Genomic DNA, 23,979 nt, shown 5'->3' on the forward strand with positions numbered 1-23,979 from the left:
AGGGAATAAACACTAAAAAACGGCAACATGCGTTGCCGTTTTGCTTTTACCTGTCCCAGTACGCCTCTTCGAGGCTGTCTTCCCTTTCCGGCAGACCACGCGTTAAGCGCGGGGAGTGCTGGTTCAGCACCTGATAACTTACGCGGTTCGCATACTTACATACCTGCGCCAGCGACGAATAGGTCAGCCAGCTGAACTTATGCTTACTTGAATTCGGCACGTTGGTTTTGTGGTAAGCATTGGCGGTGATATCGTGCAGCAACGCCGCCAGCGCACCGTCGCCCGCGCCGTTGGTGTTCATGATCTTCTCCGGCCCGCCCATATACGGAGCGATGTGGGAGTAGATACGCAGCGGATTAACACAGTCTTTAAAACGCATACCGCGGCTGAACTCATACTGGTTGAACTCGGCGATGGCGCCAGGCAGCAGCGGATGCTGGGTTTTACGCTTGCTCTCTTCTTCCGTGAAGCCAGCCATATACAGACCGACCGGTCCGGCGGTGCAGAGCACCAGATCCACCCAGTCCAGCGCTTTGTCGGACGCCAGCAGCGGATCGCTCTCGCCGGTGAGGGCCTCAGCCTCTTCTTCGTTCATCGCCAGAATGGAGACATGCTCTTTCAGGAAGGCCTGCCACCACTCCGGGTTGTCGGCAATCACAAATTTCGTTCCCAGCGTCAGGACCACCGGCACATCGTACTTCTTCGCGTACTCAATCGCCTTCATGGTGGCTTCCGGCATCGGCTCGCCCGGCTTGCAGCGCACCAGGTAGGAGGTGAGCACCAGCGCCGACGCGCCCGCAATCACCTCTTCCGGAATACTCTCTGCACGCAGCTTGTTCATGTGGCCTGGGCTGATGGCGAAGGTTCGCTCACCGGATTCCCCGATCAGCGTAAAGCAGCGGCCAATCGGGCCGTCGACGCCCTGGAGATAGTTCAGGTCGGTACGACTGGAGGTGTTGCACAGGTAACGATAGGCGTAGCCACCAATTTCGATGTTACTGCACATCACGCCGAGCAGCACCGAGCGGTCGTCTGCCAGAACGGAGTAGTTGTGCATGGTATTGCCGATGGTGCCGCCGGCAAACTGATGGGTGATCAGATTGTCACGCACCAGCTCCTGATACAGGGCTTCGGCAACGTCATCTTCGATCACCAGCGAGTGCCCAGCGCTCAGACCATAACGGGCGACAAACGCATCATCCACTTTCGCTTCAATGTCCACCAGCGTCTGATCGATACCGACGACCCATGCCGCACTGGTTTCATTTTCTGGCTGAATTTGCTGCAGGAGCGGATCGCGGGCATCAACGGGGAAGTAGTGTTTGGATTTGCGTTTACCGGGAAATTTCATGGTCTGAACTGTGCAAAGAATATGGGCCGGGAATGGTAGCACAAACCCGGCCCGAAGTGCGATCAGCGGCTGTTTTTCACCAGCGAGACCATCATGTCGATATGCTCAGGGGAGTCGTTAAGTGCCGGAATGTACTCGTACTTCTCACCGCCAGCCTCAAGGAAGAACTCCCGGTTTTGCACCGCGATCTCCTCCAGCGTTTCCAGGCAATCGGCCGAGAAGCCCGGGGACATTACCTGAATATGCTTCACGCCTTTCTCGCCGAGCATTTTGAGGGTTTCATCCGTATACGGCGTCAACCACGGCTCGCGACCAAAGCGCGACTGGAAAGTCATCATCACCTTCTCCGGCGGCAGGCCGAGCGCGGAGACCAGCTCACGGGTGGTATCGCGACAGCGCTGCGGATAATCATCCCCTTCGTTGGCGAAACGCTGCGGAATGCCGTGATAGGAGAGCAGCAGCAGATCCGGCTCGCCGTGTTTTTCAAACGACGCGCGCGCGCTGTTGGCAAGCGCTTTGATGTACAGTTCGTTATCGGCGTAGTCGCGAATAAACGTCACGCCCGGAATGCGGCGGCGGGTCGCCAGAATGCGGGCCAGCTCGTCCCAGACGGCAGCGACCGTCGAGCAGGAATACTGCGGGTAGAGTGCCAGCACGACGATGTGGTCCACGCCCTGCGCCAGCAGTGTTTCCACCGCGCTTTCGAGGGACGGTTTTCCGTAGCTCATACCGAGCGCGACGGGCATATCCGGCAGGCGGGCGGCCAGCGCCTTCTCCTGGCGACGGCTGTAGACCATCAGTGGAGAACCCTCTTCCATCCACACGGACTGATAGAGTTTGGCGACGCGCGGAGAACGGATCGGCAGAATGACGCCACGCAGCAGCGGCCACCACAGCAGTCGCGGAAAATCCACGACGCGCGTGTCGCTTAAAAATTGTCGCAGGTAGCGTTTTACCGCGTCTGATGTAGGTGCTTCTGGAGTGCCCAGATTGGCAAGCAGGATGCCGGTTTTCGCCTGACTCATTCACGCCTCTTAACCATTTGAATGGTTGTCAATTGTAGCGGAAATGCGTTTAAACGGAACCCATTGCTGTAATAGGTGAGATGAGAAATATTCTCACCCGGGAGCCCGGGTGAGAGGGGTACGATTAGCCGAGGATTTTTTCCAGCTCTGCACGCACATCAGCCACGGCTTTGGTGCCGTCAACTTTCGCGTATTTGGTGTTACCCGCCTGCGCTTCTTTGGTGTAGTAGCCGATCAGCGGCGCAGTCATCTGATGGTATTCCACCAGGCGCTTACGCACGGTCTCTTCCTGATCGTCTTTACGGGTGGTCAGCTCTTCGCCGGTCACGTCGTCTTTACCTTCAACCTTAGGTGGGTTGAATTTGATGTGGTAAACGCGGCCAGAAGCAGCGTGTACGCGACGGCCCACGATACGGTCAACGATCAGCTCGTCCGGTACATCGAACTCCAGTACGTAATCCACGTTGATGCCCGCTTCTTTCATGGCGTCAGCCTGAGGAATGGTACGCGGGAAGCCGTCCAGCAGGAAACCGTTACGGCAGTCTTCCTGAGCAATGCGCTCTTTGACCAGAGCGATAACCAGCTCGTCAGTCACCAGCTTGCCTGCGTCCATGATGTCTTTCGCTTGTTTACCCAGCTCAGAGCCAGATTTAACAGCGGCGCGCAGCATATCACCGGTGGAGATTTGCGGAATACCGTATTTCTCCATGATGAACTGAGCCTGAGTTCCTTTACCCGCGCCCGGAGCGCCAAGCAGAATAATACGCATTGCGAAAATCCCCTCAAAAGTCGATTCAATTTTTCAAAAGCGCTAAACAATACCACCAGAACGGATGTGGCTCAAGGAAGGCAGGAGGGCTGAAACGGTTAATGAGGGGAGATTATTTGGGGGAGTGCGGTCTGGTGCCCTCACCCCGGCCCTCTCCCACGGGGAGAGGGAGAAGACCAGGGGAGGCGTGGTCAATTACGCCAGCAGCAGCGCATTCACACGTTTAATGAAGAGGTTAGGATCTTCCAGCGTGCCGCGCTCGGCCAGCAGAGACTGATCCAGCAGCAGTTCAACCCACTCGGCAAAACGGGTTTCGTCCTGGGTATCCGCCGCGCGTTTCACCAGCGGGTGATCCGGGTTCAGCTCGAAGATATATTTCACTTCTGGCATCGCCTGACCCGCCGCGGCGAACAGTTTCGCCATCTGGGTACCCATTTCGTCCGCATCGGTGGTCACAATCGCCGGGGTATCGGTCAGACGGTGGGTGAAGCGCACCTCTTTCACACGGTCGCCCAGCAGGGTTTTCACGCGCTCAACGAACGGCTCCAGCGCCTTCTCGGCTTCTTTCGCGCTTTCATCCACTTCATCCGCCAGCTTATCGATGGACTCGTCGGCTTTGGCAACAGACTGGAATGGCTTACCGTCGAACTCGGTCAGGTAGTTCATCATCCACTCGTCGATGCGGTCAGAAAGCAGCAGCACTTCGATGCCTTTCTTACGCAGCAGTTCCAGGTGTGGGCTGCTCTTCGCCGCGGCGTAGCTGTCGGCGGTGATGTAGTAGATCTTCTCCTGCCCTTCTTTCATGCGGGAGACGTACTCTTCCAGCGACACGGTCTGCGCGGAGGAATCGGTGTGCGTAGAGGCAAAGCGCAGCAGTTTAGCGATCGCTTCCACGTTCGCGGTGTCTTCCGCCGGGCCTTCTTTCAGCACCAGGCCGAACTGTTTCCAGAAGGTCTGGTATTTTTCCGCGTCGTCTTTGGCCAGTTTTTCCAGCATCTGCAGCGTACGTTTGGTCAGCGCGTTACGCAGGTTGCGGGTCACGGTGCTGTCCTGCAGAATTTCACGGGAGACGTTCAGCGGCAGATCGTTGGAATCAATCAGACCACGGACAAAGCGCAGGTAGTTCGGCATGAACTGCTCGGCGTCGTCCATGATGAAGACGCGCTGAACGTAAAGCTTCAGGCCGTGCTTGTGATCGCGGTTCCACATATCCCACGGCGCCTGCGACGGGATATACAGCAGGCTGGTGTACTCCTGCTTACCTTCCACACGGTTATGGCTCCAGGTCAGCGGATCGGTAAAGTCGTGGGCGATGTGTTTGTAGAACTCGTTGTATTCATCGTCCTTGATTTCAGCCTTATTGCGCGTCCACAGGGCCTGCGCCTTGTTGATTTTCTCCCAGGAGACCACGGTTTCACCGTCTTTCTCTTCCTGTTTTTCAATTTCAACCGGCAGGGCAATGTGGTCGGAATATTTGCTGATGATGGAGCGCACGCGCCAGTCGTTCAGGAAATCGTCTTCGCCTTCACGCAGGTGCAGGGTGATTTCGGTGCCGCGATCCGCTTTGGTGATGTCATCAACGGTGTATTCACCTTCACCTTTGGATTCCCAGAACACGCCGTTTTCCGCGCTGTCGCCCGCCGCACGTGTACGCACGGTGACTTTGTCCGCCACGATAAACGCCGAATAGAAGCCCACGCCGAACTGGCCGATCAGCTGGCTGTCTTTCGCCTGGTCAGAGCCCATAGATTCCAGGAACGCTTTAGTCCCGGATTTGGCGATAGTCCCGAGGTGGTCGATCACCTCGTCGCGGTTCATGCCGATGCCGTTATCGGCGATGGTCAGGGTACGGTTCTCTTTATTGAAAGAGACGCGCACGCGCAGCTCGCCGTCGCCTTCATACAGATCCGGGTTAGACAGCGCGCGGAAGCGCAGCTTGTCCGCCGCATCGGAGGCGTTGGAAATCAGCTCACGCAGGAAGATTTCTTTGTTGGAATACAGGGAATGGATCATCAGGTGCAGAAGCTGTTTTACTTCTGACTGGAAACCACGGGTTTCTTGTCCTTTCATCTAAGTCGACCTCAACAATGCCATTTAATGGGGTTGTAAAACGTTGAGGGAGAGATGGGGATAAGCAGGGAAATTTTCAAGCGGAGGCCGCGAACGCCGCCTCCGTTTGGTCAGAAAATAATCTTGTGACGACCGGCCAGAGAGTGCGACAGCGTGGTGCCATCAACCATCTCCAGCTCACCGCCAACCGGCACACCGTGAGCGATACGGCTGGCGTCAACGCCATACTGCGCGCACAGCTCGGCGATGTAGTTAGCGGTTGCCTCCCCTTCCACCGTGGGGTTGGTGGCGAGGATCACCTCTTTGATGGTCTCGGATCCCAGACGCTGTTCAAGGCGATCAAGACCGATATCATCCGGACCGATACCGTCCAGCGGGGAGAGATGCCCCATCAGCACGAAATAGCGGCCAGAGAACTGCCCGGTTTGTTCGATGGCGTAGATGTCCGCCGGACTCTCCACCACGCAAATCTGACCGTTCTCCTGACGACGCGGATTCGAGCAAATATTACAGACGTCCTGCTCGGTAAAGGTACGGCAATCCGCGCAGTGACCAATTTCTGACATGGCGCGGGTCAGAGCCTGCGCCAGGCGCATCCCGCCGCTGCGGTCGCGCTGCAATAGCGTAAACGCCATACGCTGCGCCGACTTCGGGCCAACGCCCGGCAGGCAGCGCAACGCTTCCATTAACTGCGTGAGCAGCGGACTGGTTTGCATCAGAACGGCATCTTGAAGCCCGGCGGCAGTTGCATACCGCTGGAAACAGAGGCCATTTTCTCTTTCTGGGTTTCGTCGATACGGCGCGCGGCATCGTTAAACGCGGCTGCAACCAGATCTTCCAGCATCTCTTTGTCGTCTTCGAGCAGGCTTGGATCGATTTCAACGCGGCGGCAGTTATGCGCACCGTTGATGGTCACCTTGACCAGACCGGCACCGGATTCACCCGTGACTTCCAGCTGAGCGATCTCTTCCTGCATCTTCTGCATTTTTTCCTGCATCTGCTGAGCCTGCTTCATCAGGCCACCCAGACCGCCTTTTCCACCAAACATAGGCTTCTCTCTCTTTCACGTTTAACGATGACAACCGTAAGTCAGACTCACGATCAAATGGGGCGAATACTCTCTTCATCCAGATCGGCGTCGAAGAACCGGCGCAGGGTCTGGATATTGTTATCCGCAATAATCGACTCACGCGCCTGCGCGAGTTTCTCTTCATAAATGGCCTGTCGCCACTCCAGTGGCGTTCGCACCGCCGGATTATCATCTTCAATGATAGTCAATTCAACCGGTGCACCCTGTAATGTGGCGAGCGCCTCAGCCAGCGCCTTTTGCGCGCCAGGGGAATTCAGGTGCCGTTGACCCGGACGCAGATGCAAACGCACCTGATTACCGTCCTGCTCTTTCCAGGCATTCAGCGCGACCTGCTCGACCAGCTTCGGCAGCTGCAGTTTACTGACCTCTGCAGCCCAGGCGTCACGCGCGATAGACTCTTCCGCGAGCTTCGCGGAAAGCTCCGGTGTTTTTTCATGCTCCAGCGCTTTTTTCAGCGCTTTTGGCGTGGCGACCTCTTTCTTCACCTCTTCGACGATGGTCGTCGACTTCCAGCGGTAAGCCTCTTCTTTCACCGGGGCTTTTTGCTCGAGCGCGGACGGTGCCGGGCGCGACTGTACGCGCTCCGTTACCGAGGCCAGTCGTTCAAGCGCGGCGTTGTTAACCGGCCGCGCTCTTCCTGGCGCTGCCGGTTCACTCTTTTTTGGTTTGGTTGCTCCCTGCGCCCGCTGCAACTGGCTGCGGGCGGCAAGCACCGAACTGGTGGCATCCGACAGCGGCACATTTTGTGGCGGCGGCGCTGCCGGCTGTGCTGGTACCTGCTGCGGCGACATCACCGCCGTAGGGGCAGCCGGGGCGAAAGACTGCCGCGGCACTTCTGGCTCTGGCAGCGGCATACGCGGATGGAACGCCAGCGCACGCAGCAGCGTCATTTCAACGCCCATTCTAGGATCCGGCGCAAACGGCAGCTCTTTACGGCCAATCAGTAAGGTCTGGTAGTAAAGCTGCACATCAGCAGGCGGTACGGTGCGGGCAAGTTCACGCATCCGCTGTTCAATGGTCGCCATATCCGCGCCAATCGCCGACGGAGAGAGCTGTAGCATCGCCACGCGGTGCAGCAGGCTAAGCATCTCGACCAGCAGGGCTTCCCACTCGACGCCACGGGCCGCGGCCGCGTTCACCAGCGACATGACGCGCTCACCGTTAGCGGCAATCATGGCTTCAATGAGAGACAGCGCCTGGTCGTCATCCAGCGTGCCGAGCATGGCGCTGACCGCGTCCGTCGACAGTTTACCGTCACCGCTGGCAATCGCCTGATCGGTCAGGCTTAGCGCATCACGCAGGCTGCCGTCCGCCGCGCGGGCCAGCAGTTGCAGGGCGCGCGGTTCGTGGACAATGTGCTCTTCATCAAGAATGTGTTCCAGCTGCGCACGGATCTGCTCAACGTCCAGCGCCTTCAGATGGAACTGCAGGCAGCGCGACAGAATGGTGACCGGCAGCTTTTGCGGATCGGTCGTCGCCAGCAGGAATTTCACATGGGCCGGCGGCTCTTCCAGCGTTTTCAGCAGGGCGTTGAAGCTGTGACGCGACAGCATGTGAACTTCATCGATCAGATAGACCTTGAAGCGGCCACGCGCCGGGGCGTACTGCACGTTATCCAGCAGATCGCGGGTATCTTCAACTTTGGTGCGCGAGGCGGCGTCGATCTCGATCAGATCGACAAAGCGCCCCTGCTCGATCTCACGGCAGTTGTCACACACGCCACACGGCGTGGCGGTGATCCCGGTCTCGCAGTTCAGACCTTTTGCCAGTAAACGGGCAATAGAGGTTTTACCGACGCCGCGGGTACCGGAGAAGAGATAGGCGTGATGGATACGACCTAGCGACAAGCCGTTCGCCAGGGCCGTCAGCACATGTTCCTGACCGACAACGTCGGCAAAGGTTTGTGGTCGCCATTTACGGGCTAACACCTGATAACTCATGGGCAGGCTCTGCAACGCTGGAAGGTGAATTTATGGAGGGGAATGCTATCACAACCTCACCCATTGAGCGAGGTTGTGAAAACCGGGATCAGTGACCCGGGAATGGCACCAGGCTGTAGCTGGTAATACCCTGTTTTTCCAGGCGCTGTTCACCGCCCAGATCGAACAGGTTGATGATGAATGCCGCATCGGTCACTTCACCACCCAGACGACGGATCAGCTTCACGGTCGCTTCGATGGTGCCACCGGTTGCCAGCAGATCGTCAACCACCAGCACTTTGTCGCCAGGCTTGATGGCATCAACATGGATTTCCAGCTGATCGGTGCCGTATTCCAGCTCATAGCTCTCCGCGATGGTTTCACGTGGCAGTTTGCGCGGTTTACGCACCGGCACAAAACCCACGCCCATAGCCAGCGCCACTGGTGCGCCGAACAGGAAGCCACGGGCTTCGGTACCTACTACTTTGGTGATCCCGGCGTTTTTATAACGCTCTACCAGCAGTTCAATGCTGAGGGCGTACGCTTTCGGGTCTTCCAGCAAGCTGGTGACATCACGGAAAAGAATGCCAGGTTTTGGATAGTCCTGGATGCTTTTGATGCTGTTTTTCAGATATTCAAGCTGCTGTGCAGTTGCGGTCATCGGTTTGTGCCTAAATGAAACAGTGTTACTCACAGCGCGCAAAGAGTCGGTAAAGGTAACAATTGCTTAACCTTTAACCAGGCGCACCTGTGCTCGAAAACGGTCGAATTTACTGGCTGCGCGCAATAATTGCAACAGCCATTATAAGGCTTCAGTGCTTTTGTTGCTTTTCATCAACCACGGGGATCCGCCACATGAAGATAAGCAGGCAGGAGAGAATGATCAGCAGCAGGATCCGCACCCACATCATTTTCACCAGCCATAATGAAATGGCGAAGGTGATGAGGATGACTGCAATCGCACGCGGCTTTGCGCCAGGCGGCATGGCCCGGTGTTTTTGCCAGTAGCGCAAGTACCCGCCAAACCACGAGCGATACAGCAGCCAGTGGTGAAAACGCGGAGATGAGCGGGCAAAACACCAGGCTGCCAGCAGAATAAACGGCGTCGTGGGCAAAAGCGGTAAAACCACGCCCAGCGTGCCCAACACTACCGCGAGCCAGCCAATGATGATTAAAATAGTACGCTGCATAATGCGAATCGTTATCAAACTGAACGGCTACTTTACCACTGGAGCGCGCCTTGAAAATAGCCCTGCTTTTAGAGACGCTGCAAAATCAGCTCATTGCCCTGCGCACGCAGGCGTCACCGCTGATGCAGCATGCGACGCTCAAACCACGCTTTGACCGGCAGTTATTTCATACCCGAAGTACACTGATGAAAGACTATCTTGACGAAGCGCAGACCAACCTCGATGAACTGCATCAGGCCGTGAATGACGGTAAACATGAGCAGGTGGCCTGGCTTGCGGAGCACCTCACCAGCCAGATCACCGCCCTGCACCGGGAGATCGCAGCCTGGCCCCTGCGCAGCTGGGACAGCGCGTCACCGGGCCTCGGAAAATGGCAGCGCAAACGGCTGGAGCACCAGGAGTTTGAACGCCGTCTGTTTGAGATGAAGCGCGAGCGGGAAGCGCGTCTGAACAACAGTGAAACGCTGGAAGAACAGCAGATACTAATGCGCGAGATTGACGCGCTGGAAGGACGTCTTGTCCGTTGCCGTCAGGCGCTGGAAGAGATAGAACGCGTGATTGAACGCCTGACCCGTTAAAAGGAGCCACACATGTCGCTGGAAAATGCCCCGGATGAGGTCAAACTGGCCGTCGATTTGATTATGCTGCTGGAGAATCATGAGATCCCGGCAGAAACGGTGCTGAAGGCGCTGGAGATTGTACGGCGGGATTTTGAGGGAAAATTACCCTCACCCCAGCCCTCTCCCTAAGGGAGAGGGAGAAAATCGTTCCCTCAGCCCTGAGGGCTGAGGGAATAGAGATTAGGCTGGTGTCGGATCGTCACCCTTAATCTCACGCTTCACTTCCGTATGCTCGTCACCTTTCTCATTATGCAGGTGAACCTCAAGCTGGTTGAAAGCAATATTGATATTGTTTTCACGGCACAGACGGTCGATGGAGCGGTTCAGTTCATCCACGGTGTAGCTGCGATCGCGAAGCTCACGCACGTATAAACGCAGCTCGTGATCCAGCGTACTCGGCCCGAAGGTGGTGAAGAAGACATCTGGCGCAGGCTCGTGCATAACCTTTGGATGCTCTTTTGCGGCCTTCAGCAATACCTCTTTCACCTTATCCAGATCCGAACCGTAGGCTACGCCGAGGCGGATCACCACACGCGTTGTCGTATCAGAGAGCGACCAGTTGATCAGACGCTCGGTCACGAACGCTTTGTTCGGGATGATCACCTCTTTGCGATCGAAGTCGGTAATGGTGGTCGCACGAATGCGGATCTTGCTGACGGTACCGGAGAAGGTCCCGATGGTCACCGTATCGCCGATTCGCACCGGACGTTCGAACAGGATGATCAGGCCGGAAACGAAGTTACCGAAAATCTCCTGCAGGCCAAAACCGAGACCCACAGAGAGGGCTGCCGCCAGCCACTGCAGTTTATCCCACGACACGCCGAGCGAGCCAAAGACCGTCATCGCCCCGACAATAATAATGACGTAGTTGAGGATGGTGGTAATGGCATAGGAGGCCCCCTGACGCAGGTTCAGGCGCGACAGCACCAGCACTTCCAGCAGGCCCGGCAGGTTTCGAATTAGCGCCCAGGCCACCATCGACGACACCACCGCAAACAGCAGGCTACCCATGGTGACGCTCTTCATCACCGCAGCGCCAGCTTCGGTCCCGCTGTACTGCCAGAGGGTGATACTGTCGAGATAAGCGAAGACGGTAATCAAATCAGACCAGATAGCCCAGAACATCACCGCGAACAGGGCGATCATCACCAGCATGGTGATACGCAGCGTCTGCTGGTTAACCTGCTCCAGCGCGATGGTCGGCTCTTCCTGCGGCTCCGCCCCTTCAGCGCCCTCTTTCACCTGATGCTGACGACGCGCGATGGCGCGACGATAAGCGATACGGCGAGCCGCCACACTCAGGCCACGCAGCACGGTCTGATAGAGCAGATTCCAGACGATCACCAGATAGACCGTTTCGATCCAGCGTCCGGACAGGCGCAGCGTGGTATAGAAGTAGCCCGTCGCCGTGAGCACCATCAGCGCCAGCGGAATGATTGCCAGCACCGTGACGGTGGCCAGACGAAGATTATGGGACTCTTTATCACGCCAGCTATCGCGACACATCGGCCACATCAGAATGGCTATCAGCAGCAGGTTCAGCAGAATGACCAGCTGACCCAGGACGTCATCCATCAGATGCAGCGGAGAAAGCTCCGAGACCACCGACCAGAAGTGCAGCGGCAGGAGCGCCAGGCTGATGCGGACAATCTGACGACGCCAGTGGCTGGTCAGTTGTTCCGGCATGTTGAAGTGACGTACCGCCACGCCGTCTTTTTCCAGCACTTTCCAGCACACGCCAAACACCAGCCAGAACAGCGCCAGTTTTTTACTGAAGGCCCACAGCAAATCGCTGACGTTAAGCTGCATCGTGAGCAGGATCAGGCCAACCGCCAGAATGATCAGACACACCGGCAGCGCACGAATAAGATCGATCAGAATCGCTTTTGGCGTATGGAGTTGGCTATCGTTGCGCAGTTGCCCCACTTCTGACGCCAGCTTCGCCTGATAGTTCTTCAGCCAACCCAGACGCCAGCGGATCAGGCCGGCAATCAGTAACAGCGGTAATCCCGCCAGAAAGGCAATCATCACCGCGGGCCAGGCTTTCTCCCAGTTGACGGTGATTTTCATGCCCTTAATCTGCGTTTTCAGCGTCTCCGGGAAGGATTTAACCCAGTCCCAGTCCATCGGTTTGTTGCTGTTAACCCAGAAAATCTGCTGGGTCAAAATCTCCTGCAGACTTTTAGACACGCTCACCAATTGCTGCTGGTTGATCTGCAGGTTAATCGCCATCATCAGCTGGTTACCCAGCTGTTTATTGAGCTGGTCGAGGAGCTCTCGGCGCATATCGATTACCTGCAACAGCGCGTCGTGCACTTCCGGGTTCACTTCGCTGGAGTGGCCCTCTTCTATTTTGGCGACAAAGGTATCGCTCTGGAAAAGGGCGTCGCGTTGCTGGTTGACATCAAACTGTTCCAGACGCAAATCGGCAATGCGGTTGGTCATGTCCTCCAGCTCGTCGGCGGACGGCAGCGTCTGCTGTTGCTGGTAGAGAATGCGTGACAGCAGAAGACTGCCTTTCAGGACCGCAATCTGCTCTTTGATGTTGCGTTCAGACTGCAGCGCACGGTCCAGCCAGTTTTTGACTTTGATATTCTGTTGAACCAGCGAGTTGCCGCTTTCGGTCGCCTGAATCAGACGCTCACTCAACTGATGGTTCGCGTCGAGCTCCTGCTTCACCAGCGGATTGGCCTGAATACGGGCGGTTTCGTCCGGCGATACCGCCTCCTGGGCGGTTTTTTCCGTCAGCGTCAGACGCTTGCTGTTCACCGCCTCCTGCAGCAGCTGAAGCTGGTGTTCCAGGCGGTTAATGTTGGCAGTCACGTAGTCACGCTGTTTTTGCAGCGTGTCCTGCAGCACCGTATTCCCTTCCAGGCTTTTACGCTGCTGTTCGATTTGCGCATTGAGTAACGCCTGCTGAACCAGCAGCAGCGTTTGCTGCGTCGGGCGCAGCGTGCCTTCACCCACCGTGGTGCCGTTCAGCCGGTTGCGGATTTGCTGCAGCTGCTGAGACGCGGCGTACATCGCGTTTTGCACGCGTTCGGGCTGAGTCTGCAGTGAGACAAGCTGGCTGTTGTAGGTCGCGAGATCCGACTGTGCAGTTTGCAGATCGTCGAGCAGTTGCGCGACACGCGACTCCAGCTGACGCAGCGACAGCGTTGCCAGCGTTTTGCGCGTTTCATCGTCATTATCCACATCGCTCAGGGCACTCAGCGAATCCGTTGCCTTGCGCATGTTTTCAGGCGCCTGCGCCACCTTCTGGCGAAGCTGGGTGGTTTCCGCCTTGACGCGCTCAATTTTATCCAGCGATTCCAGCGTTTCCGTCAGGTCCTGCTGGATGAGTTTTTCCTGAGGCGTGAGATCTTTTTGTTTATTCAGGGTGTCGAGTTGCGACTGAACATCAGCACGTGATGGGATGTCATTGCCGTTATCGGCGCGGGCCCAGGAAAGCGGGGCCGTAGCGAAGAAAAACAGCGTCGCAAAGAGCAATGCAAATACAGGATGTTGCGAGCGATTGGTGTGCAGCATAGTTGTGAGTGATGTCAGAAGATGACCGAAAATAGTCCGGCGTGCAGGATATCACGCTCGCCTGAAGCAGAATAGCGCGAACGTGAGCCTCTGAGATAAATCCTGGAAAGCGTCAGGCGGGCAGTGAAGATTCGCCACTGCGCAGCGTCGGGCAAAGCTGCAACATTTCCAGTAAAATCGCCACGTAGCTGCGGGCTTCCGCTTTAAGGTCAAAGGATTGCGGGGCAAAAAGCCAGTTTTCCATCAGGCCCGAAATGTAGCTGCGCATCAGAATAGCCGCCCGGCGGGTCAGGAGATTGGCCGGTAACAGTTTAGCCTGCATGCACTGGTTCAGGTTCTGTTCAATACGGTCATAGCTTTCCAGACTAAGGCTGCGTTGCGCCTGCTGCACGACAGCCATCTCTCCCACGAACTCACATTTGTGGAAAATAATTTCCATCATTAACCGACGACGCTCTTCAACTACCGTCGCTTCAAGGATATATACTAATATTTCTCTTAATACTGAGAGTGGATCGTCAGGGAATTTTGCCCGATACTCACTCTCGAGATCGCTAATGCTGGACTCTGAAAGCTCCCAGATTTCACTGAACAGATCTGACTTGTCTTTAAAATGCCAGTAAATCGCTCCCCGCGTAACACCTGCGGCCTGAGCAATCTGAGCCAGCGAGGTTGACGAAACACCCTGCTGAGAAAACAAACGGATTGCCACATCCAGAATGTGTTGTCGGGTTTCAAGTGCTTGTTGTTTGGTTTTTCGTGCCATAAGTGGGTGAATTTACAGGCGTCAGATTTACATACATTTGTGAATGTATGTACCATAGCATGACGATAATATAAACGCAGCAATGGGTTTTTGGACTCAGGACCATTGATCAATTTGAAATCGGACACTCGAGGTTTACATATGAACAAAAACAGAGGGTTAACGCCTCTGGCGGTCGTTCTGATGCTCTCAGGCAGCTTAGCGCTTACAGGATGTGACGACAAACAGGCTCAACAAGGAGCGCAGCAGATGCCGGAAGTTGGCGTTGTGACGCTCAAATCCGAACCTCTCCAGATCACCACCGAATTACCTGGCCGTACAAATGCGTATCGTATTGCGGAAGTTCGTCCTCAGGTGAGCGGCATTATCCTGAAACGTAACTTCACCGAAGGCGGCGATGTGCAAGCCGGTGAGTCTCTGTATCAGATTGATCCTGCAACCTATCAGGCGTCTTATGAAAGTGCGAAAGGCGACCTGGCGAAAGCGGAAGCGGCGGCCAAAATCTCTCAGTTGACGTTGAATCGTTACAAAAAACTGCTCGGTACGCAGTACATCAGCCAACAGGATTACGACACTGCTCTGGCGGATGCACAGCAGGCTAACGCGGCCGTCGTGGCAGCGAAAGCGGCTGTCGAAACCGCGCGCATCAACCTGGCCTATACCAAAGTGACCTCCCCTATCAGCGGTCGTATTGGTAAATCTTCCGTCACGGAAGGGGCTCTGGTGCAGAACGGTCAGGCCACGGCACTGGCTACCGTGCAGCAGCTTGATCCGATCTACGTAGACGTGACGCAGTCCAGCAACGATTTCCTGCGCCTGAAACAGGAGCTGGCAAACGGCACCCTGAAGCAGGAAAACGGCAAAGCCAAAGTGGAGCTGGTGACCAACGACGGCATCAAATACCCGCAGGCAGGTACGCTGGAATTCTCTGATGTGACGGTCGACCAGACCACCGGTTCCATTACCTTACGTGCGATTTTCCCGAACCCTGACCACACCCTGTTGCCAGGTATGTTCGTTCGCGCCCGTCTGGAAGAAGGAACGAATCCAACCGCACTTCTGGTTCCACAGCAGGGTGTGACCCGTACGCCACGCGGCGATGCGAGCGCACTGGTTGTGGGTGCCGGTGACAAAGTCGAAACGCGCAATATCACTGCAACGCAGGCGATTGGCGATAAATGGCTGGTGACGGAAGGTCTGAAAGATGGCGATCGCGTGATTGTTACTGGTTTGCAAAAAGTTCGTCCTGGCGCTCAGGTAAAAGCACAGGAAGTGAAGTCTGACGATAAACAACAAGCTTCGGCCGCTGGCCAGTCAGAACAAACCAAGTCTTAACTTAAACAGGAGCCGTTAAGACATGCCTAATTTCTTTATCGATCGCCCCATATTCGCATGGGTGATCGCCATTATTATCATGCTGGCCGGGGGACTTGCGATCCTGAAGCTGCCTGTTGCGCAATATCCGACCATTGCGCCACCGGCGGTGACGATCTCCGCAACCTACCCGGGGGCTGATGCGAAAACGGTGCAGGATACCGTTACGCAGGTTATCGAACAGAACATGAACGGTATCGATAACCTGATGTACATGTCCTCAAACAGTGACTCCACCGGTACGGTCCAGATCACCCTGACCTTCGAGTCAGGTACCGATGCGGACATCGCGCAGGTGCAGGTGCAGAACAAACTGCAGCTGGCGATGCCACTGCTGCCGCAGGAAGTACAACAGCAGGGTGTGAGCGTCGAGAAATCGTCCAGTAGCTTCCTGATGGTTGTTGGCGTTATCAATACCAACGGCACCATGACGCAGGAGGATATTTCCGACTACGTGGGCGCCAACATGAAGGACGCCATCAGCCGTACTTCCGGTGTGGGTGACGTTCAGCTGTTCGGTTCCCAGTACGCGATGCGTATCTGGATGGATCCGAACAAACTGAACAACTTCCAGCTGACGCCGGTTGACGTCATCAACGCCATTAAAGCGCAGAACGCCCAGGTGGCAGCCGGTCAGTTAGGCGGTACACCGCCGGTGAAAGGCCAGCAGCTTAACGCGTCTATCATCGCGCAGACCCGTCTGACCTCCGCCGATGAGTTCAGCAAAATTCTGTTGAAAGTGAATCAGGACGGTTCGCAGGTTCGCCTGCGTGACGTGGCAAAAGTGGAACTGGGTGGCGAAAACTACGACATCATTGCGAAGTTTAACGGCAAACCGGCTTCCGGTCTGGGTATCAAACTGGCGACCGGTGCTAACGCCCTGGACACCGCAACGGCTATCCGTGCAGAGCTGAAGAAGATGGAACCGTTCTTCCCGTCAGGTCTGAAGATCGTTTATCCCTATGACACCACGCCGTTCGTTAAAATTTCGATTCACGAAGTGGTTAAAACCCTGGTAGAAGCGATCATCCTCGTCTTCCTGGTGATGTATCTGTTCCTGCAGAACTTCCGCGCGACGTTGATCCCAACCATCGCCGTACCGGTCGTCCTGCTCGGAACCTTCGCCATACTGGCGATATTTGGCTACTCGATAAATACCCTGACGATGTTCGGGATGGTGCTCGCCATCGGCTTGCTCGTGGATGACGCCATCGTGGTCGTAGAAAACGTCGAGCGTGTTATGGCGGAAGAAGGTCTGCCGCCGAAGGAAGCAACCCGTAAATCCATGGGTCAGATCCAGGGCGCGCTGGTCGGTATCGCGATGGTGCTGTCCGCGGTATTTATTCCGATGGCCTTCTTCGGGGGCTCTACCGGTGCGATTTACCGTCAGTTCTCCATCACCATTGTTTCTGCAATGGCGCTGTCGGTACTGGTGGCGTTGATCCTGACGCCAGCGCTGTGTGCCACCATGCTGAAACCGGTTCAGAAAGGCGGTCACGGCGAGCATAAAGGGTTCTTCGGCTGGTTTAACCGCATGTTTGATAAGAGCACGCACCACTACACCGACAGCGTAGGCAACATTCTGCGCAGCACCGGTCGTTATCTGCTGCTCTATATCATCATCGTGGTCGGCATGGCCTATCTGTTCGTGCGTCTGCCAAGTTCGTTCCTGCCTGATGAAGACCAGGGCGTGTTCCTGACGATGGCGCAGCTTCCGGCGGGTGCATCGCAAGAGCGTACCCAGAAAGTGCTGGATGAAGTGACGGACTACTACCTCACCAAAGAAAAAGCGAACGTTGAATCGGTGTTTGCGGTTAACGGCTTTGGCTTTGCGGGTCGCGGTCAGAACACCGGTATTGCCTTCGTCTCTCTGAAAGACTGGTCTGAACGTCCGGGCGAAGAGAATAAGGTGGAGGCTATCACCGGCCGTGCAATGGGCACCTTCTCGCAGATAAAAGATGCGATGGTCTTCGCCTTTAACCTGCCAGCGATTGTTGAACTGGGTACCGCGACCGGTTTCGACTTCCAGCTGATTGACCAGGGCGGTCTGGGCCACGAAAAACTGACTCAGGCGCGTAACCAGCTGTTTGGTGAAGTGGCTAAACACCCTGACCTGCTGGTCGGCGTGCGTCCTAACGGTCTGGAAGATACGCCGCAGTACAAGATCGACATCGATCAGGAGAAAGCGCAGGCGCTGGGTGTGTCCATCAGCGACATCAATACCACACTGGGCGCAGCCTGGGGCGGTAGCTACGTTAACGACTTCATCGACCGCGGTCGTGTGAAGAAAGTGTACGTGATGTCAGAGGCGCAATACCGTATGTTGCCGAACGATATCAACAACTGGTACGTTCGCGGCAGCAATGGTCAGATGGTGCCATTCTCGGCCTTCTCTACCTCGCGCTGGGAATACGGTTCACCGCGTCTGGAACGTTATAACGGGCTTCCATCCATGGAAATTCTGGGTCAGGCCGCACCGGGTCGAAGCACCGGTGAAGCCATGAACCTGATGGAAGAATTAGCCAGCAAACTGCCTGCGGGTATTGGCTATGACTGGACCGGTATGTCCTATCAGGAACGTCTGTCCGGTAACCAGGCCCCTGCCCTGTACGCCATTTCACTGATTGTGGTGTTCCTGTGTCTGGCGGCACTGTATGAGAGCTGGTCAATTCCGTTCTCCGTTATGCTGGTGGTGCCATTGGGGGTTATCGGTGCGCTGCTGGCCGCAACGTTCCGTGGGCTGACCAACGACGTGTACTTCCAGGTAGGCCTGCTGACAACCATTGGCTTGTCGGCGAAGAACGCGATACTTATCGTTGAATTCGCCAAAGATCTGATGGAGAAAGAAGGCAAAGGCCTGATCGAGGCCACGCTTGAAGCCGTTCGCATGCGTCTGCGCCCTATTCTGATGACGTCATTGGCATTTATCCTTGGGGTACTGCCGCTGGTTATCAGCTCTGGTGCGGGTTCCGGTGCACAGAACGCGGTAGGTACAGGTGTAATGGGCGGTATGATCACCGCGACCGTACTGGCTATCTTCTTCGTACCGGTATTCTTCGTGGTGGTTCGCCGCCGCTTCAGCCGGAAGAATGAAGATATTGAGCACAGTCATTCGGTAGAACCTCACTGATACCGGTTTCATAGGATAAAAAGGCCGCATTAGCGGCCTTTTTCATTTCAGAAAAAAATCATAAAATACGCTTATTGTCGTTCTATTTATTTTCTGCCATCGTAATAAGACATATCATAATTAGCTGATAACTTAATGGGTGAACTCAGGATTGTTTTAATTCCATTTCATCGCTTAAGTTATTAGGAATATTCCTAATAACAAGTCCATACCCAGAGAACTCTGAATCCGGACTTCATCCAGCTGTTTAAGCTAAATCAATGAAACGTAAGGAAGCGAAAAAAAGCCAGCGTTAATTTGGATAAATGTGTTCATTTGAGGATGCGCTATTGCGTGAACGCTCGCAGGATCTGGTTTTAATTGTAATTTTTCGTAATAGCGCGGTGAAATCCTGATCAGAGTGGCTTATAGTTAGAGTAAACAGGAGCACAGCACCCGTAGGGCTTAGTAAGTAGTATCCATCCCGACAATGATGTTCGGTGAGTAAGAAATCACTCAGAAGGGGATGCGCTATGGACGAGTACTCGCCAAAAAGGCATGATATCGCGCAGTTGAAATTTCTCTGCGAATCCTTGTACCATGACTGCCTTGCCAATCTTGATGAAAGTAATCATGGCTGGGTGAACGATCCAACGTCTGCCATCAATTTACAATTGAATGAGTTGATAGAGCATATCGCGACCTTCGCACTTAATTATAAAATTAAGTACAATGAAGATAATAAGCTGATTGAGCAAATTGACGAATACCTGGATGACACCTTTATGTTGTTCAGCAGCTACGGCATTAACGCACAGGATTTGCAGAAATGGCGTAAATCTGGAAACCGGCTATTCCGTTGTTTCGTCAACGTGAGCAGAGCTAACCCGGTTAGCCTTTCCTGTTAAAATTATTACAATGACTAAGGTGATTTTATGTCTGATAAACCACTCACAAAAACCGATTATTTGATGCGCTTACGACGCTGTCAATCAATTGACACGCTCGAACGTGTTATTGAAAAAAATAAATACGAGCTTTCTGATAATGAACTGACTGTATTTTATTCTGCGGCGGACCACCGTCTTGCTGAGCTGACCATGAATAAACTGTATGACAAAATCCCCCCTTCCGTGTGGAAATTTGTCCGTTAACCTTTGAAGTGTGTCTGTAGAGGTTCTACGCCACATTCTGAGTTGTCTACACCTTTCGAATTACGATCCCGGTATAAAAGCCAGGTCTCCGTGTAAAACGCGATCATTAGCAACTATGTTGTGACGTTAGTCACATGCGCCCTTCGGGAACGTTCCCTTCCTGGCTTATCCCGATTACCCTGCTGTAATCGATTACAGAGAGGTAACCTATGAGCGCAGAAAAACAGAAAATGATTGCGGGTGAACATTACCGTCCTGGCGATGAAACATTACGGGCCGATCGACTGCGTGCCCGCCATCTGGTTCACCGCTATAACCATACCGCCCCCGATGAGAAAACAGAACGCCAGAACATTCTGGCGGAACTGCTGGGTCAAAGCGCAGGCGCGTACATTGAGCCAAGCTTTCGCTGTGACTATGGCTATAACATTTACCTGGGCAAAGAATTTTACGCTAACTTTGACTGCGTGATGCTGGATGTCTGCCCTATCCATATTGGCGATAACTGTATGCTCGCGCCCGGCGTGCATATCTATACGGCCACCCATCCACTGGATGCGGACGAACGCAACAGCGGGATTGAGTATGGCAAACCCGTACGCATTGGCAATAATGTCTGGATCGGCGGACGGGCGGTCATTAACCCGGGCGTCACTGTGGGCGATAATGTGGTGATCGCCTCCGGTGCTGTGGTCACCAAAGATGTCCCGGCCAATGCCGTCGTCGGGGGTAACCCGGCGAAAATTATCAAAATGCTGTGAAGGTGTGGGGGGGCAACTGTTATGGTCTTTCAGCGCGTAACTGTTACTTTTTTCAGTCAAATGGCTCCCCTAAAATAGGCAGATCCCCTGTATTCAACAATCATGAAGGCAAAAAATGACCGAAATACAGCGCCTGCTTACCGCCACCATCGACGATCTCAACATCCGCGAAAAGCGCGACAACCGCCCGCGCTTTAGCATTAGTTTTATCCGCAAACACCCAGGCCTCTTTGTGGCAATGTATGCGGCCTGGCTGGCAACGCTGATTGTCATGCTGAAGTCCGAAACGCTGGTGGACTCCGTCTGGCTGCTTGTAGTGCTGTTTGTAGTGTTTAACGCGTTTTTCTTTTTTGACGTGCATCCGCGTTATCGTTATGAAGATATCGACGTGCTCGATTTCCGGGTCTGCTACAACGGCGAATGGTACAACACCCGTTTTGTCCCCCCGGAGCTTATCGACAGCATTCTGCACTCTCCTGCGGTAGAAACCGAACAAAAAGAGAAACTGCAGAAAATGGTCTCAACCAAAGGCCAGCTCTCCTTCTACGATGTGTTTACCCTTTCCCGCCCTGCTGTTGCGTGATGAGTGTCTGTATGCGTCGGATAGCCGACGCATACAGTGAAGCCGACGTATTCCCGTAGCCTAATACCAGACCGCTCTGCCCCTGTTTCGTATCAAGGTAATACCCGCTCAATGCCGCGGGAGCCAGCTGAAACCCCCTGGCCTGTTCCACCAGTTGCCTGTCGTCAATTCCGTCAATCGCCACCGTCAGGTGCATTCCCCCTTCCCCCGCCAGAACCCGGTGTGGCACATGAAGTTCCGCATTCAGGGCCTCACGCAGTTGCCGGTAGCGTTTACGATAGAGACGACGCATCGCCGCAAGGTGGCGGGCGTAGTGACCCTCTTCAATGAACAGGGCCAGGGTACGCTGCTCAGCACGATGTCCACCGCGCAATAACGAACCGATGGCCAGGCGTGCCGCTTTCGCCAGCGCCGGGGGGAAAACCATAAACCCCATTCTGAGCGACGGGAATAACGTTTTGCTGAATGTTCCCAGATAAACAACGGGCGCATGGTTTGTCATTCCCAGCATCGCCGGGATCGGCTCACCGCTATAGCGAAACTCGCTGTCATAATCATCCTCGATAATCCAGGCGTTATGTTGTCGCGCCACGTCCAGTAAGGCCAGACGCCGCCGTGCACTGAGGACGCTTCCATACGGGAACTGATGCGAAGGAGACGTAAAAATAAGCGAAGGAGAAGGCGCCTCTGCGCCTTCCCAGCACATGCCCTCTCCATCAACCGGTATTCCCGTCATGGCTAAACCCGCTTTCACAAAGGCGCTTTTTGCCCCGGCATAGCCGGGATCTTCCACCCAGGCTACATCGCCGGGCTCACTCAACAGCAGGGTGCAGAGATTCACGCCTTCCAGCGCCCCTTCGGTGATCACTATCTGGCTGGCGTCGCAGTCAATCCCGCGGGAAAGCGCAAGGTGACGGGCAATGGCCGCCCGCAAAGCAGGTTCCCCGGCGGGATCGCCGTAACCCAACAGGGCGCTTCCCTCCTCCCGTAACACGCGATCGTACAAGCGCCGCCAGAGCGGCAAGGGAAAATAGTTGATGGCCGGTGTCCCCGGCGTAAAGGCCAGAACCGGCGTGGTACGCGGAACAGGGGCAGGCAGTGCGCTGACCCGCCCGGCAAGCGCAACCGCGGGCGCCGGTAAATCCTGCGCGAGCTGACGGGCCGCCAGCGAAGCCACCCGCGTTCCCTGGCGGCTACGCAACAGATACCCTTCGAGCGTGAGCTGTTCCAGCGCCGCGTTAACGGTGTTTCGGGAAAGGGAGAGTTGCCGGGCCAGCGTCCGGGAACCCGACAGGCGACTACCGGACTGTAATCTGCCGGACAATATATACTCCCGCAGAGAAAGATAAAGCGCGCGCTGTAGCGTCTCTTGTCCGCGTTTTTTCAGCGCCGCATTCAGCAAGGTATACAATTCATCACCGGGAATATTCATCGCCCCTCCTCGTGGTACCACCAAAACATAGCCTGTTGGTTCTTTTTAAGGAACCACTTCTTCACTAGTCTGGAACTCTTTACAACGTCACGGAGATGAAGATGAATACTTTCAATCAGTTTGGGCAGCCTGTGGGCGAAGCGCTTGTTGACTGGCAACCCCGTCAGCATCCTTCCCGGGTGGTCCTTCAGGGCCGCTACTGTCGTCTTGAACCGCTGCGGGTGGAGCATGCTGATGCGTTGTTTGCCGCTTATTCTCAGGCCGAAGATACCCGAAGCTGGACATGGCTACTGCGTGAACCTGATGCCACGGCCGGTGAGTTTGCCGCATGGGTGGAAAGCGTGAGTGAATTATCTGATCCGATACACTTTACCGTCTTCGATAATCAGACCCAGTCACCGGTGGGCACTCTGGCCCTGATGCGTATCGACCCAAAAAATGGCGTTGTGGAGGTGGGACACGTTCATTTCTCGCCGCTGTTAAGCCGCACACCGATGTCCACGGAAGCGCAGTACCTGCTGATGCAATACGTGTTTGATACCCTGGGCTACCGGCGTTATGAATGGAAGTGCAACAGCCTGAATGAGCCTTCCCGCAAAGCTGCGCTGCGTCTGGGCTTTTTGTTTGAGGGGCGTTTTCGTCAGGCGCTGGTCACAAAAGGCCATAACCGGGATACGGACTGGTTTTCGATCATCGACAAAGAGTGGCCAGCGCTGGCGATCGCCTTTGAGAACTGGCTTGCCACCGACAATTTTACTGCCGATGGCAAACAGAAAAGATCCCTGGAAAGCTGGCGTGAAGCGGGCGTCTAGCGTCTTTTTTTACGTCCCTGAACCGCTTTAAAGCGCGGGTTTGATTTGCAAATCACATACAGGCGTCCCTTACGTTTGACTATCTGGCAATCCGGGTGACGCTGTTTCGCACTCCGCAACGAGTTAAGTACCTGCATGATCACCCCCGCTTCGCATTAAGAAAGCCGCCAAAACGTTTACGGAAGCGCGCGGCGCTGCCATCCGTCGAGAAGGTTTTCTGCTTACCGGTGTAAAACGGATGGGATTTTGAAGAGACCTCGATGGTGATGTAAGGATAGGTTTCACCGTCGAGTTCAATTTCGCGGTCAGTCTTGATGGTTGAGCCAACTTTAAAATATTCATTGGCACTGGTGTCGTGAAACACCACGGTGCGATAGGCTGGATGGATATCTGGTTTCATCGTGAATCACTCATGTTTTGTTATAA

Annotated in this window: 22 protein-coding genes, 1 pseudogene and 1 other annotated feature; of the genes and pseudogenes, 9 read left to right on the forward strand and 14 right to left on the reverse strand. The window is 55.0% G+C overall.

Features of this window, described 5'->3' with window-relative positions; genetic code table 11:
• Positions 1-46: 46 nt before the first annotated feature.
• From NQ842_RS18780 to NQ842_RS18820, 9 genes are all read right to left on the reverse strand, one after another.
• The gene (locus tag NQ842_RS18780) at positions 47-1,351 is read right to left on the reverse strand and encodes an inosine/guanosine kinase (protein ID WP_014830913.1); all 1,305 of its coding nucleotides are present in this window, start codon (positions 1,349-1,351) and stop codon (positions 47-49) included.
• 62 nt (positions 1,352-1,413) lie between these two features.
• Positions 1,414-2,376: a ferrochelatase gene (gene hemH / locus NQ842_RS18785; RefSeq protein WP_014830912.1), complete on the reverse strand. Its 963-nt coding sequence runs from the start codon at positions 2,374-2,376 to the stop codon at positions 1,414-1,416.
• A gap of 124 nt (positions 2,377-2,500) precedes the next feature.
• Positions 2,501-3,145: an adenylate kinase gene (gene adk / locus NQ842_RS18790; protein WP_006809841.1), complete on the reverse strand. Its 645-nt coding sequence runs from the start codon at positions 3,143-3,145 to the stop codon at positions 2,501-2,503.
• Positions 3,146-3,340: 195 nt separating this feature from the next.
• Positions 3,341-5,215 (reverse strand): molecular chaperone HtpG, encoded by a 1,875-nt coding sequence (gene htpG, locus NQ842_RS18795; protein WP_023620089.1) that lies wholly within the window; start codon positions 5,213-5,215, stop codon positions 3,341-3,343.
• Between the two features lie 110 nt (positions 5,216-5,325).
• The gene (recR, locus tag NQ842_RS18800; RefSeq protein WP_097534076.1) at positions 5,326-5,931 is read right to left on the reverse strand and encodes a recombination mediator RecR; all 606 of its coding nucleotides are present in this window, start codon (positions 5,929-5,931) and stop codon (positions 5,326-5,328) included.
• The gene (locus NQ842_RS18805) at positions 5,931-6,263 is read right to left on the reverse strand and encodes a YbaB/EbfC family nucleoid-associated protein (RefSeq protein WP_003858972.1); all 333 of its coding nucleotides are present in this window, start codon (positions 6,261-6,263) and stop codon (positions 5,931-5,933) included. The genes recR and NQ842_RS18805 overlap by 1 nt, the downstream gene beginning before the upstream one ends.
• A 53-nt stretch (positions 6,264-6,316) precedes the next feature.
• Positions 6,317-8,245: a DNA polymerase III subunit gamma/tau gene (gene dnaX / locus NQ842_RS18810; protein ID WP_014830909.1), complete on the reverse strand. Its 1,929-nt coding sequence runs from the start codon at positions 8,243-8,245 to the stop codon at positions 6,317-6,319.
• Positions 6,923-6,987: a sequence feature (DnaX frameshifting element), on the reverse strand. (Overlaps the previous gene by 65 nt.)
• An 88-nt stretch (positions 8,246-8,333) precedes the next feature.
• Positions 8,334-8,885 carry an adenine phosphoribosyltransferase gene (gene apt / locus NQ842_RS18815; protein ID WP_000127359.1) on the reverse strand — a complete coding sequence of 184 codons (552 nt, stop codon included), beginning with the start codon at positions 8,883-8,885 and terminating at the stop codon, positions 8,334-8,336.
• Positions 8,886-9,036: 151 nt separating this feature from the next.
• Positions 9,037-9,414 carry a DUF454 family protein gene (locus tag NQ842_RS18820; RefSeq protein ID WP_059362733.1) on the reverse strand — a complete coding sequence of 126 codons (378 nt, stop codon included), beginning with the start codon at positions 9,412-9,414 and terminating at the stop codon, positions 9,037-9,039.
• 50 nt (positions 9,415-9,464) lie between these two features.
• Between NQ842_RS18820 and priC the strand changes: the two genes are divergently transcribed.
• Both priC and rsmS read left to right on the forward strand, forming a co-directional pair.
• Positions 9,465-9,992, forward strand: coding sequence for a primosomal replication protein N'' (priC, locus tag NQ842_RS18825; RefSeq protein ID WP_257256198.1), 528 nt, complete (start codon positions 9,465-9,467; stop codon positions 9,990-9,992).
• A gap of 12 nt (positions 9,993-10,004) precedes the next feature.
• A pseudogene (gene rsmS / locus NQ842_RS18830) lies at positions 10,005-10,203 on the forward strand (pleiotropic regulatory protein RsmS).
• A gap of 11 nt (positions 10,204-10,214) precedes the next feature.
• Here the strand turns inward: rsmS and mscK are convergent.
• Both mscK and acrR read right to left on the reverse strand, forming a co-directional pair.
• Positions 10,215-13,562, reverse strand: a complete 3,348-nt coding sequence (gene mscK / locus NQ842_RS18835; RefSeq protein ID WP_046888903.1) for a mechanosensitive channel MscK — start codon at positions 13,560-13,562, stop codon at positions 10,215-10,217.
• 112 nt (positions 13,563-13,674) lie between these two features.
• Positions 13,675-14,328 carry a multidrug efflux transporter transcriptional repressor AcrR gene (acrR, locus tag NQ842_RS18840; protein WP_014830904.1) on the reverse strand — a complete coding sequence of 218 codons (654 nt, stop codon included), beginning with the start codon at positions 14,326-14,328 and terminating at the stop codon, positions 13,675-13,677.
• A 141-nt stretch (positions 14,329-14,469) separates the two neighbouring features.
• Here acrR and acrA point away from each other — a divergent pair, with 141 nt between their 5' ends.
• The 6 genes from acrA (at position 14,470) to NQ842_RS18870 (ending at position 21,309) form a co-directional block, all read left to right on the forward strand.
• Entirely contained in the window at positions 14,470-15,663 is a 1,194-nt protein-coding gene (acrA, locus tag NQ842_RS18845) for a multidrug efflux RND transporter periplasmic adaptor subunit AcrA (RefSeq protein ID WP_014830903.1), read from the forward strand.
• Between the two features lie 22 nt (positions 15,664-15,685).
• Positions 15,686-18,832 carry a multidrug efflux RND transporter permease subunit AcrB gene (acrB, locus tag NQ842_RS18850; protein ID WP_014830902.1) on the forward strand — a complete coding sequence of 1,049 codons (3,147 nt, stop codon included), beginning with the start codon at positions 15,686-15,688 and terminating at the stop codon, positions 18,830-18,832.
• 512 nt (positions 18,833-19,344) lie between these two features.
• The gene (tomB, locus tag NQ842_RS18855; protein WP_008499288.1) at positions 19,345-19,719 is read left to right on the forward strand and encodes an Hha toxicity modulator TomB; all 375 of its coding nucleotides are present in this window, start codon (positions 19,345-19,347) and stop codon (positions 19,717-19,719) included.
• A gap of 27 nt (positions 19,720-19,746) precedes the next feature.
• Positions 19,747-19,965 carry an HHA domain-containing protein gene (locus NQ842_RS18860; protein ID WP_013095889.1) on the forward strand — a complete coding sequence of 73 codons (219 nt, stop codon included), beginning with the start codon at positions 19,747-19,749 and terminating at the stop codon, positions 19,963-19,965.
• A 209-nt stretch (positions 19,966-20,174) separates the two neighbouring features.
• The gene (gene maa, locus NQ842_RS18865) at positions 20,175-20,726 is read left to right on the forward strand and encodes a maltose O-acetyltransferase (RefSeq protein ID WP_014830901.1); all 552 of its coding nucleotides are present in this window, start codon (positions 20,175-20,177) and stop codon (positions 20,724-20,726) included.
• Positions 20,727-20,841: 115 nt separating this feature from the next.
• Positions 20,842-21,309, forward strand: a complete 468-nt coding sequence (locus tag NQ842_RS18870) for a YlaC family protein (RefSeq protein ID WP_013095887.1) — start codon at positions 20,842-20,844, stop codon at positions 21,307-21,309.
• On the opposite strand, the gene NQ842_RS18875 is transcribed toward NQ842_RS18870, so the two are convergent.
• Positions 21,281-22,741, reverse strand: coding sequence for a PLP-dependent aminotransferase family protein (locus NQ842_RS18875; RefSeq protein ID WP_257256199.1), 1,461 nt, complete (start codon positions 22,739-22,741; stop codon positions 21,281-21,283). The genes NQ842_RS18870 and NQ842_RS18875 overlap by 29 nt on opposite strands.
• A 101-nt stretch (positions 22,742-22,842) precedes the next feature.
• Between NQ842_RS18875 and NQ842_RS18880 the strand changes: the two genes are divergently transcribed.
• Positions 22,843-23,553 carry a GNAT family N-acetyltransferase gene (locus NQ842_RS18880; protein WP_014830898.1) on the forward strand — a complete coding sequence of 237 codons (711 nt, stop codon included), beginning with the start codon at positions 22,843-22,845 and terminating at the stop codon, positions 23,551-23,553.
• Here the strand turns inward: NQ842_RS18880 and ykgO are convergent.
• Both ykgO and NQ842_RS18890 read right to left on the reverse strand, forming a co-directional pair.
• The gene (ykgO, locus tag NQ842_RS18885; protein ID WP_003859006.1) at positions 23,550-23,690 is read right to left on the reverse strand and encodes a type B 50S ribosomal protein L36; all 141 of its coding nucleotides are present in this window, start codon (positions 23,688-23,690) and stop codon (positions 23,550-23,552) included. The two genes, NQ842_RS18880 and ykgO, sit on opposite strands and share 4 nt — an antisense overlap.
• 2 nt (positions 23,691-23,692) lie before the next feature.
• Positions 23,693-23,953 (reverse strand): type B 50S ribosomal protein L31, encoded by a 261-nt coding sequence (locus NQ842_RS18890; RefSeq protein WP_010428154.1) that lies wholly within the window; start codon positions 23,951-23,953, stop codon positions 23,693-23,695.
• Positions 23,954-23,979: the final 26 nt, after the last annotated feature.

The organism is Enterobacter cloacae complex sp. R_G8 (assembly GCF_024599795.1).
GTDB lineage: Bacteria > Pseudomonadota > Gammaproteobacteria > Enterobacterales > Enterobacteriaceae > Enterobacter > Enterobacter dissolvens.